Origin of the sequence: Lysinibacillus sp. FSL M8-0355 (assembly GCF_038008985.1) — a bacterium.
In the GTDB taxonomy this organism is placed as follows: Bacteria; Bacillota; Bacilli; order Bacillales_A; family Planococcaceae; genus Lysinibacillus; species Lysinibacillus fusiformis_D.
Window position 1 is genome coordinate 1,995,632 of sequence record NZ_JBBPAI010000001.1, and the last position, 12,146, is coordinate 2,007,777.

The window sequence follows — 12,146 nt, forward strand, 5'->3', positions numbered from 1 at the left end:
GCTCATAAGATTTGAATGACTTAAGAGTATCTACACCATTTCCTATCACCTAAAATTGCTCAGTTACTTGGAAAAAGGGAGGGTAGATCTCTATAAATAAATATAATTTTTAACCCTTTCGTTGATAAGAAAGGGTTTTTGCATATTATGTAAAAGGCTAGGAACATTCATAACATATAGACCTTTCACATATGGCAAAATTCTTTTTATCTCCTTGTAATATTTCTCCCTCTCAAAGTACCATATATTAATAACCTCTTAATATCCTCCAAGAAAAGGCAACAGCTTCTACACTTTTACCTATTTCGATGGTTTAAATTGCCATATAGGTCTTTAGACAGTTGAGTCATTTCTGTCTTTCTTATAATATGTAATTATTGTTGAAAATGATAATCATTATCAACGTTTGTCAACAATTCAATTGTTTCCATTTACTTCTTATCATCTCATCAGTCTTTTTAATTTGGAAGACTCATTTTTTTAACAGTGAATGATAATAATTATCATTTGATAGGGAGAAGGCTCTGTGAAAGGATGGTTAATGAATGCAACAGATGGCTAAACAGATTGCAGAAAATGCAACGTTTCAAGCGTTTATGAATTGTTATATACGAGAGGTGAGTAGCGGACACTGGGTCAGAAAGGAGGAATGGATAAAAGAACAGCGACTATCTATCCTGATGACAGAGGAATATATATTAGAAATCGAGTTGCCATTACAAAACACACGTTTTGCATTTGGCATGGAATACAAATCTCTTGTTGGAAGACATAAATTTGGTGACTCGTTGAAGTATTGTACGAAACAAAACCAATGGCTTGTTGAAGATAAATTAACAATACTCATCACATTTATTCAGGAACTCCATTTTATGGCAAAGAAGGATGGATGTCATGAACTTTCCTCCCATTTTGATGAACTCATTCTTCGCATAATTGAGAGCTATCAAACGATGACAAATTATATTGAAAAGCGTCTGGAAAATAAGAAACAAAATGGAGCTAACGGTACGTTTATTGAAGCTGAGCAATCACTCTTACTTGGACATTGGCTCCATCCAACACCTAAAAGCAGACAAGGGATGTCAGATTGGCAGCAAACGAGTTTTGCTCCAGAGTTACAAGGTTCTTTCCAGCTTCACTATTTTCGTGTTGACCGTAAAAATGTAAAAGAGTCCTCTGTATTAGAAAAAAGTGCAAGTGAACTCATTTCTCAGTCTTTAACAACATCACAACCTGATTTTGTGATGTCAGAGAAGGATTGTCTCATTCCGATGCATCCGCTTCAAGCACAATGGCTTTTGCAGCAACCGCATGTAAAAAAAGCGCTTGCTGAAGGATGGATAAAATACGAAGGTGCACTTGGGGCACTTTATACAGCAACCTCCTCGATAAGAACGGTATATAGCACAAATGAAGAAATGATGTATAAGTTTTCAATTCCAGTCAAAATAACGAATTCATTGCGGGTGACTAGAACGCATGAATTAAAAGCTGGGATTGTTATGGCTCGGTTAATGAATAAGATTGATTTCTTACAGAACCATCCATCTTTTCGGATGATTGATGATCCAGCCTATATGACTGTAGAGTTCCCAAATCAGGCGGAATCAGGGTTTGAGGTTATTTTTCGCTCAAATGTATTTCCTGAAGGACAGGATGAAGGAATCTGCATGATCGCTACGCTTTTGCAAGAGCCCCTACCAAAAGAAAAATCAAAATTATGTCAGCTCATCATGAAAATTGCTCAATCAGAATTCCGATCATTAGAGAGTGTAAGCTTAGATTGGTTTAAGGCTTATTGGAAATGTTCGATTGAATCGTTATTAAGATTATACGATGAGAATGGAATAGCTCTCGAAGCACACCAGCAAAATAGTTTGTTAAACATTTCTTCCAGTTATCCAACTACTTATTATTATCGTGATAACCAAGGTTATTACTTATCAAAAACATATAAAGAAGTACTTCTTTCAATAGAGCCTTCTTTACATGAAACAGAAGAGCTATTTTACGAAGATGCCCTTATTCATGATAGATTTACATATTATTTATTTATGAATCAATTGTTTCCCGTTATTTCTCGATTTGGAGCCGATCAGCTAATCGATGAAAAAATTCTTTTGAAGTGGTCTATCGATCAACTGCACTTATTAGAAAAAGAATTTACAGGTTTCGGGAAGGCATTTATTCGTAACATTCTAAAGCAAGAGGAGCTTGCGTTCAAAGCAAATTTATTAACAAGATTTCATGATGTAGATGAACTAGAAGCCGAGCTTGAACAAGCGGTATATACGAAAGTGCCAAATCCGTTCGTTGTTCAGTATGAGGAGGCAGAATATGAAGCAGCTACAGCCTTTAGTTACTAAACAAGAAGAGCTACGTGTAAGGCGGCAGCTTGTAGAAGCAATGATGTTTGAAGGACTAATCAAATATGAAGAAACGCCTCTAGATAAATGGTCTTCCATTTTTACTCTTGTTGGACAGAAATGTACCTATCGTTGTGAAGGGCGAAGAATGGCCTTTGATCGTATCCGAATAAAGGGCGATAGTATTTTTCTAGTAGGAAAAGATGAGACGTTACTAGAAGCTACGCTTGAGGATCTAGTAGATGAATTACTATCTACTCGTAAAGACAAAGTTCGTTTACTGGAAGAACTTCATTTAACGAGTAAGCTTTGTCAATGGAATGAGCGTCATCTCCAAATGCCCATGTCGAGAAGAAATTCGAGCTATGAAGAATTAGAATCAGAAATCATGGAAGGGCATCCCTATCATCCTTGTTTCAAATCTAGAACCGGTTTTACAATTGACGACCATAAAAACTATGGCCCTGAGGCAAAGCAATCATTTACCCTTCAATGGGTTGCGGTGAGAAGAAGCTACGTACGAATCACCGTTCTTGAGGAAGAGAGCTTTTGGAAAAGAGAGCTAGGACATTTTCTGTGGGAAGACCTTCTAGCAAAGCTTGCGATTTTCGGTGGAACATTTGACGACTATACGTTCCTCCCTGTTCATCCTTGGCAATGGCATAACCTGAAAATGGAACTAGCTGGATTAATTGAGCAAAAAGATTTAATCCCTCTAAATGTGAAAGGAGATTACTATAGGGCAACCCAATCAGTACGAACATTATGGAATGTTTCACATCCTGAAAAGGCGCAATTAAAATGTGCAATGAATATGGTGAATACTTCTTCCTTGCGAAAGTTACATTCTCATGCTGTTTGTGCCGCTCCTCCTATTTCATCATGGCTTAAACAGGTGATTCAATTAGATGCCTATTTACAAAAGGAAGCATCGCTTATTGTACTGGAGGAATATGCAGGTATTATTTTTGAACCGAATGCCAAAAAGCATAGTAGCAAACTAGAAGGTCAGCTTGGTACCATATGGCGAGAAAGTGTGCGCTTGTATATGAAGGATGAAGAGGAAGCGGTTCCTTTTACAGTACTAATGATGATGGAGAGAGATGGGCGTCCATTTATTGATGATTGGCTTTCCCGATATGGAGCAGAGGAGTGGGTAAAACGCTTGATCGAAGTGAGTGTTATTCCTGTGTGGCACTTGCTGGTCGCTCATGGTATTGCGCTGGAGGCACATGCACAAAACATGATTTTATTGCATCAAAATGGGTGGCCCACTCGGGTTGTACTGAGGGATTTCCATGACAGTATCGAATATATGGAAGAATTCATTGCAGACAGAAGCCTCGTTCCAGACTTTGCAACGATACACGAACGTTTTAAAGATGCACCTGTCGATCAGTATTATTGGATGTCTTCTCTAGAGGCTTTACGAGAGTTAATTATGGATACACTATTCGTATTTCATTTAAGTGAACTATCGTATTTGCTAGAGGAGCAGTATGACTTTGCAGAAACACATTTTTGGTGTCAAGTTAAGGCCAGCTTACAGAAGCACTTGGAACGCTTTCCATCGTTATGTGCAAGACATGAACGGCTTCAGCATACTAGCACACAAATTTATGTTGAATCTTTGCTAACTAAGAAAGTTCAAAATCAAGAGGAAGGTAATTTTCGACATATCGTCAACAATACGTTGGCGCAAGCGGATAAAAAGGAGAAATGATGATGTTTTATGTCAATGATCAATTTTATGCAGTAGAAGATATTGAGAAGCAATTTGAAATATATGAAAGCTTACCTCATTTAAGGGAGTGTAACAATCGCAGACTAGCTATTTGTACGGATGATACTTTCCAATATATAGCTCTTTGTTTATACATTCGCGAAAAAGGGGGATCAGTTGTCCCCATCCATTCAGCAACGCCGAAAGAGGGAGCTGTGCGGCTTGCTTCTTCAGCAGGTAGTCATCTGCTGTTGTTCCAATCGATTGATACTTTCATTGAACTATCAAATCATTGCAATAACCAAGAGGGCGTATTAGTTCAAATGAGCTCAGGCACAACAGGCGCTCCGAAATGTATTGAACGAACGTGGGGCTCTGTGGAAAAAGAGATTGAAAGTTATGTGACGATGTTACCTGTCGATTCCTTGACAAATTCGGTTGTTGCTTGTCCAGTAACTCATTCCTATGGCTTCATTTGTGGTGTCTTGGCTTGCCTAAGAAGGGGAGCAAAGCCAGTTATTATTACAAATAATAACCCTAAATATATTTTGAAAAAGCTAAAAGAATATCCTCAACACATACTCTATGGGGCCCCAGCGTTACTTTATACATTAAGTCGATTATTACCGATGGGTGAACAATTTGATCGTGTTATGACGTCAGGAACTTTGATGCCGCATAGCTGGCTGACAACATTAAGGGAGAAATCTCGCCAAGTACTCCAGCAGTATGGCTGCTCTGAAGCAGGCTGTGTTGCGATTCACCCTAATGTGGAAGATCCGAAAGAAATGGGTTACCCACTTCCTCATGTAAAGGTAACAGCCGGTGATAAACAAACACCGAGCGAAATTATTATTGAATTGTCTACACAAACGATTTATACGAAAGATCTTGGCTATATAGAAGATAATGTTCTGTCTTTTCTAGCAAGAATAGATGACACGATTAATGTAGCAGGCTTGAATGTGTATCCGCAAGAAGTGGAAACCGTGTTAATGGATGACCCAAGAATAGTCGAAGCAGTTGTATATAAGAAACAAGATAACCTATCAGGAGAGCGGGTATGTGCACTATATGTGTCTACTGAACCAATCGATAATATGGAGCTTCGAGAATGGTGCCGAAAATTTCTAGCTCCACATCAAGTTCCAATAGAGTTTTTGCCTGTTCAAGAAATTGAAAAGCTGCCTAATGGAAAAATAAGTAGAAAAAAACTTGGAGGCATACCAGTATGACGCGACAACAATTGATTCAGAGCATCTATGATATTATGGAAAATTCATTAGAGTTGCCGACACTTTCTTCTTTCAATGAAGATGCCCGATTAAATGAGGATTTGTATATGGATTCCATTATGGTCCTTCAACTGATTCTTCATATAGAGCTGGATCTTGGCATTGCCATCCCCGATGAGGTTCTCGTTCCTAAAGATTTCAAAACAGTAGGAACATTAGTAAGCTTTTTAGAAAAACAGCAAAAGGTAGAATAATCGGAGGCCAAAAATGATAAAAGTTCATTGTTTTGTAAGCTGTGTTTGTGAGGTTATTAAGAAAACGAAAGGTGTCGATCATAGGCCCTACTATTTTGGGGTATGGGACGCTGATTTTGATGTGCTTGATAATGGTGTGCTAACATACCATTCTGATCAAATCGATCATGATTTCTTTCAAACATGGTATGAAATGCTCTATGGCATCAAGCTTTATAAATGGTATGACGAAAAGCAGTCTAAACAAGAAAATATAAACAAATTGCTAGGGCTAGTAGAGAATAAATCGCCACATCAACATGTGATGGTGATGCTGGATTTATCGATGCTGCCAGAGCGAGAGAATAAATTTCATCAACGTCCATTCCCTCATTATGTGATGCTAGAATCGACCGAAAATGAAGAAGAGTGGTTTATGTATGACCCTGATTTTCGCTGGGAAGGAATTTTACCGAAGGAGCGAATTTTAGCTGCAATCCAAGAGCCAACTGTCAAAGGTGGCTATTACTTTGATTCTGAGACGATTATTGCTCCTACTACAGAGACGGTTGAAGCCTATTTTAATACATGCATCAAGCTTGATTGTAATCCGTTGACAGATGCCGTTACCGAAATTATGAAAAAGTCTATCGCAGGAAAAGAACGTCTGTCAAAACTACCGACGGCCTTAAAGCAATTGCCAGTTATCGCGATTAGAAAGTATGCATATGAGCATGCATTTGCATTTTTTTGGGAAGCACTTGGCCGCGAAGAGGAAGGCTTTGACACATGGTGTGATGAAATTGAGCGTCTAGTGACTGGCTATACAACGATTCAGTATCGAGCGATGAAGCTGGCGATGACGCAAGATTTGTTATTGGCGGAAAATATTTTTGTGAAGTTAGAAGAACAAAATCAGCTTGAGTTCAAAATCAAGCAAGGATTACAAGAATGTTTTCAAGCATGGTTAACATTACAGCACAAGAAAGAGGTCATGTTATGAAACTATCAATTTGTACAATCTCGTTTCGGCACCATCTCCACTCGATGGAGCAATTAGCTCAATTTGCAAAAACACAAGGCTTTCAAGGAATCGAGCTCTGGGGCATTCATGCAAAGAACTTGGCAGATGAACCTCATTATGGAGCAGATTGGCTAAGCTCCTACGGTTTGGAAACGAGCATGCTTAGTGATTATTTGCCATTAGATGCACCCGTTTCGGAGATGATGGCTGAAACAGAAAGATTATCTGCTCTTGCCAAGCGCTGGGGAACAAATAAAATTCGTACATTTGTAGGAAAGCAAGGCAGCTCAGACACGAGTAAGAAAGAAAGGGCAGAACTTATTGTCAGACTTACAATGCTCTGTGATTATCTTGAGTCACAAGGACAAAACTTGCTGGTAGAAACTCATCCAAATACATTAACAGATAATCTACCTTCAACCATGCAGTTACTTGAAGAAACGAATCACTCAAGCCTACGAGTGAACTTTGACGTTTTACATATATGGGAATCAGGAATGAACCCGATTGTCGCCATGAAGCAACTACGTCCTTATATCTCACATTTTCATTTTAAAAATATTGCCTCACGTGCTCAACTAGATGTTTTTTCACCAAACAATGTGTATGCGGCAGCAGGGTCTAGGGAAGGAATGGTTCCTTTGTTTGAAGGTGCTATTGATTATGGTGAATTCCTAGCAGAAGCAGTTTCAACGATGGAGGTAGATGCATCATTGGAATGGTTTGGATCGAATGTGATGAGCGTATTAGCAAAAGATAGTCAAGAGGTTAAGAAGGCGTTGCAGTTGGTGCAAATATAGTGTAAGGCTGTTTATACTCAGTGAACCCAGTTGTACCTTAGGGTTGGATGGAATTACCTAAAGTTAAGCTGAAAATACTGGAGTCTGCACACAACTTAGTTCTGATGCAAGAAACATTTGTGAAAAAAGATGATGTCAACGGCAGAAAAAGCAAATTTTGCAAGGTGAGAGGTTGATTTCCGTTCCGCCAGCGCCCTTTCCAGGGGGCGTCCGATGAGCCGCTTCACTCACTTACGCTCGCTCCAGGGTCTCATCTGTGACGCTAAATCCCCTAGGAGTGACGCTGGCTCCACTCCAATCAAACATTCTTTTTTCATAGTAGTATAGCGATCAAATAGCCCATTATCTGTATTCTTAGAGGGGATAAGCTCTTATTTTCAATGTGGAGAAGTGATGCGTGACAACACCTCTCCATAAAGAGAAGTGAACACCTTCACTTTATTTAAAAACCTTTGCTAAAAAGGTAACACTTTTGTGGATTAGAGTGGAGGGCTACTTGACTCCCGTGGGATAACGAGACAGGCGAGCCTCTAAACGGAGCGATAGCGGAGGAAGCGGCTCGGGACGCTCGCCCACAGGAAAGCAAGTAGCCTGCAAGGGAAATCCATTTCTACCTTCCAATTGACTGTTTTGTTTTTCAACACTAAGAGGTTTATTAACTGTTATCAACAGTAAATAAACCTCTTTTACATGGATAAGAACTTCTCTGGACACTTTTGTAATTGGACTCTAGATATATGGGATCTAAATTTATTGGTAAAAACAATTCAACAGTCGTCCCTTTTCTCTCTTGACTTGTAATTTTAATTATGCCTTTATACAATTTCATAATACTATTCGCAATGCTTAGTCCTGAACCAAAACCTTCTTTTTTACGCTATTTTTAATAAAATAATCTTAAGGAAAGATAGGGTTAATTTTTACTATACCATTTCCAGTTATAAGTGATTTTCTTTATTTTTCGGACTTTTAGGGGGAGAAATTGAGTTTTCACAAAACTTTAAAAGAATAAGGCCATTCCCAATTGGGAATGGCCAAATTTTTAATTAGAGAGTTCACTTTGGATAATTAATTTGCTTTTACGTTTTTCATCTGAAAGGTCTTGGTTAATAATATAGATATCATTGTCCGCAGAAAACCTGTAAACGTCAGGTGTCTCCAATTCGCTATTTTCAACCAGTAAATTGTTCTCTAGCTTAAATTTTATCAAATATTTATCGTTATAAGAAAAAAACACTTGATTATTAAAATCTGTGTAAAGAGCATTTACATTTAATACATCCGAAACAACTTCTTGCGTATGTTTATTAGAAATATTATAAAAAAGAAGCTTTCGTTTATCAACTTTAGATTCACTAGGGTCATTAAAGGTTAGATAAATAAGTTGTTGGTCATTTAGCATACTTGCCCAACCAATCAATTCATAATCAGTTTTTATTTCTTTGATTTCTTTACTTTTCACATCGTATAAATAGAGATAACCAACATTATTTTTTTTATCAGTAAATAATATTTTCCCATCTTTTGCAGATAAAAACATATTCATAAAAGTATAGGTATTTAAATCAAATATACTTTCAGTTTCATTTGTTTTTAGATTTTTTAACATAACTTTCGGCTTGCTTGTCCTACTATCTATTGATATCCAAGCAGCATAGTCTTCTACAAGTACAGGAAAAGCATTATTGATATTTGGATCATTTTCTTGTGTTAATGGTTGTATTTCATTCGTATTTAAATTCATTGAATATGCATTTTTCTGTGACCCAGTTTCATCAGAATCAACCCAGACTAACCAATTATCATTCAGTTCTAAACCTTGGACAGACGGCAATTCAAATTTACTGTTAAATATAGTTTTATATTTCTGAGTCTTTCTATTATATTGAATGATTTTATTATCTAGACCGGATGAACTCTTATGATCTGCACTCATAAAAATTGAGTTAGCGTTACCTCTAAAAGAAGTTATTCTAGAAAAAGGAACATCTACTGTTTTATTAAAATCTTCATCAACTATTTGATAGTTTTCAAGAGTCTCATTTTCTTCAGCATTGTTAGTGTGTTCATTATTTAGAACTACTTTAGGAATAACTAGTAGAATGATAACTAAGCTGACAATTAATCCGAGTGCTACTAATGCTTTTTTTTTCAAAATAATCTCCCCAAATAAACCTAGTTATTTAATTTTGTTCTATTTTACCAAATCATTGCAGGGTTAGCACCATCAGCTTTATAAGATTTTGAATGATATATATTACATGTTTAAATGTATTAGCGTTAGTTAAATCACAGCCGCCTAATTCCGTCAAATATTCAAGAAGCTAAACGAAATCGATTGGCTTGCATCAACCATTTGAAGGCTCCTTTTAGTTCATAGATTTTAATAAGTGATATTTTTAATTGTTTAAAGTAAAATAGTAGTAAGGTATTCACCATCAACTCAACTAATCTGATTAGTTGAGTTTTATGTTTTTATAGAAAAGCTACGAAACTATTTTAAAGAAGATGTGATGATCAATGGGGAAAATCGCCGTTTTGGCAGAGAAGCCATCTCAAGCAAGGGCTTATGCAGATGCATTTAAAATAAAGAAAAAAGAGAAAACATTTATTGAACTGGAACCTTGTTCAACTTTTCCTAATGGTGCAGTCATTACCTGGGCAGTGGGTCATCTTGTTGAATTAAAGGAACCAAAAGAATATCAGAAGGAATGGGAGAAATGGTCACTGGGATCATTACCGATCATTCCACAAAAATTTGAAGACAAAGTTGTCTCTAAAATGTATACACAATTTCATGCAGTCAAAAAAATCTTTAATGATCCGCAAGTAACCATGATTTATAATGGCTGCGATAGTGAACGTGAGGGTTCAAATATCTTCTACTCCCTTTTAAAAATGACGAAAGTCAACAAGCCTGTTAAACGATTATGGATCAATTCATTAGAGGTTGAAGAAATACGAAAAGGTTTTAATCATATGCAAAGTAATGAGCGTGATTTGCTCATGTACCAAGAAGCAAAAACACGTCAAATTAGCGATTGGTTAGTAGGGATGAACTGTAGTCGGTTGTATACGTTGCTGCTACAACAAAAAGGATTTAAAGGCAGTATATCAATTGGGCGAGTACAATCGCCAACAGTTTATTTAATTTATAAAAGACTACAAGAAATCGAAAATTTTAAACCTGAAAACTTTTATGAGGTTGAAGGCGTATTCAAGGCGCAAAATGGTGTTTATAAAGGAAAAGCGAAAATAAAGACAAAGGTAAAAGAAGAAGCAGAGCAGCTGTTATACCAGCACGATATTCAACCAATTGATACAGGACAGATTGTGAACGTTACAAATAAAACAAAGCGTGTCCAGCCACCAAAGTTGCATGCATTATCAACTCTTCAGGCCGCAGCCAATAAACGTTGGAAATATAGTCCAGCGCATGTGTTAAAGTTGACACAATCGCTGTACGAAAAAAAATTAGTATCGTATCCACGTACTGATTCGCAGCTCATTACACAAAATGAATTCGAATACTTAAATAATGCTTTACCAAGATTCCAACAGCTTATTGGACAGGCGTTTGCACCAGTACTGAGAGGCCAAAATAAACGCTATGTTGATGGCTCTAATGTCGGTGAACACTATGCAATTATTCCAACTAAAAAGGTCCCGACAGAAAAAGCACTGCAAACAATGCCTGCGGATGAACGTAATATTTATTTCGAAATTTTGAATACAACGCTAGCAATGTTTCATCAAGATTATGAATATGATGAAAAAATGATTTTGACAAGTGTGAGAAACCTAGAGTTTAAATCGATAGGTAAAACGGAACTAGTGAAAGGATGGAAAGAGCTTTTTACAAGTGATAAGGACTTTAAGGAGCGCGAGGAGGTGCTACCCGCAGTTTCCCAAGGTGAAATGGTACAATGTAAGGTTAGTGTTATTGAAAGCACTACAATACCTCCAAAGCCTTATACAGAAGGTCAACTTATTACAATGATGAAAACATGCGGGAAATCAGTTGAAGATGAGGAAGAAATCGAGGTTCTAAAATCCATAGAAGGTATTGGTACTGAAGCAACTCGAAGTGGAATTATCGAAACAATTAAAAAGCATGGATTTATTGAGGTAAAGAAAAATATTGTTAGTATTACTTCTAAAGGAGAACTTTTATGTAGAGCAATTGAGGGTACCTTGCTTTCAAGTCCCTCAATGACAGCAAAATGGGAAATCTATCTACAAAAGATAGGTCGAGGGGAAGGTTCAGCAAAACACTTTATTGAGAATATTGGGAAGTTTATAAATCAGTTAATTGGTAATGTACCTAAACAGATTGATGCTCTTATTATAGAGACAGAGCGGTTTACGAAGCCGACTGCTAAAGATATTGCTATTTGCCCAACATGTAAAGTAGGTAAAATTAGTTTACGTAAGAATTTTTATGGTTGCTCAGAATATAAAAATGATTGTAAACAAGCATTCCCCGAGCGATTACTTGGAAGAAAGTTATCTGAGAAGAACATTAAAGACTTATGTGCAATCGGTAAAACGTCAGTTATTAAAGGATTCAAGGCTAAGAGTGGTAAGCAATTCAGTGCTGCACTTCGTTTAGTTGAAGGGAAAATTGAATTTGAGTTTAAAGATAAATAACAAAATTTCTTTTATGTTTCACTAAGATAAGTTAATTAATTAAATGAACATGGAAAAAATGTTGTTAAAAATTGAATTTTATTAAGATAACCAATCAGAAGAATATTATGAG

8 protein-coding genes and 1 pseudogene are annotated in these 12,146 nt (G+C 36.8%); 7 read left to right on the top strand and 2 right to left on the bottom strand.

Annotated elements, in window-relative coordinates; genetic code table 11:
- Positions 1-545: 545 nt before the first annotated feature.
- From MKY46_RS09600 to MKY46_RS09625, 6 genes are read left to right on the top strand one after another with little or no spacing between them, the layout of a single operon-like run.
- Positions 546-2,369, top strand: a complete 1,824-nt coding sequence (locus MKY46_RS09600; RefSeq protein ID WP_249645792.1) for an IucA/IucC family protein — start codon at positions 546-548, stop codon at positions 2,367-2,369.
- A complete protein-coding gene (locus MKY46_RS09605) occupies positions 2,341-4,092 on the top strand; it encodes an IucA/IucC family protein (RefSeq protein WP_340834035.1) in 1,752 nt (583 codons plus the stop codon). Before MKY46_RS09600 ends, MKY46_RS09605 begins: the two co-directional genes overlap by 29 nt.
- Positions 4,093-4,094: 2 nt before the next feature.
- On the top strand, positions 4,095-5,327 hold the full coding sequence (locus MKY46_RS09610) for an AMP-binding protein (protein ID WP_249645791.1): 1,233 nt from the start codon (positions 4,095-4,097) through the stop codon (positions 5,325-5,327).
- On the top strand, positions 5,324-5,581 hold the full coding sequence (gene asbD, locus MKY46_RS09615; RefSeq protein WP_340834037.1) for a petrobactin biosynthesis protein AsbD: 258 nt from the start codon (positions 5,324-5,326) through the stop codon (positions 5,579-5,581). The genes MKY46_RS09610 and asbD overlap by 4 nt, the downstream gene beginning before the upstream one ends.
- 13 nt (positions 5,582-5,594) lie before the next feature.
- On the top strand, positions 5,595-6,563 hold the full coding sequence (locus tag MKY46_RS09620) for a DUF6005 family protein (RefSeq protein WP_340834038.1): 969 nt from the start codon (positions 5,595-5,597) through the stop codon (positions 6,561-6,563).
- The gene (locus MKY46_RS09625; RefSeq protein WP_340834040.1) at positions 6,560-7,384 is read left to right on the top strand and encodes a sugar phosphate isomerase/epimerase family protein; all 825 of its coding nucleotides are present in this window, start codon (positions 6,560-6,562) and stop codon (positions 7,382-7,384) included. The genes MKY46_RS09620 and MKY46_RS09625 overlap by 4 nt, the downstream gene beginning before the upstream one ends.
- A gap of 655 nt (positions 7,385-8,039) precedes the next feature.
- Here the strand turns inward: MKY46_RS09625 and MKY46_RS23790 are convergent.
- Together MKY46_RS23790 and MKY46_RS09630 are read right to left on the bottom strand one after the other, a co-directional pair.
- Positions 8,040-8,246 (bottom strand): annotated as a pseudogene (locus tag MKY46_RS23790) (hypothetical protein); the annotation flags it as partial.
- A 180-nt stretch (positions 8,247-8,426) separates the two neighbouring features.
- Complete coding sequence (locus MKY46_RS09630; protein ID WP_036117313.1) at positions 8,427-9,539, bottom strand: hypothetical protein; 1,113 nt, start codon at positions 9,537-9,539, stop codon at positions 8,427-8,429.
- A 365-nt stretch (positions 9,540-9,904) separates the two neighbouring features.
- On the opposite strand from MKY46_RS09630, the gene topB reads away from it, so the two are divergent.
- Positions 9,905-12,034, top strand: a complete 2,130-nt coding sequence (topB, locus tag MKY46_RS09635; RefSeq protein ID WP_340834041.1) for a type IA DNA topoisomerase — start codon at positions 9,905-9,907, stop codon at positions 12,032-12,034.
- Positions 12,035-12,146 lie beyond the last annotated feature (112 nt).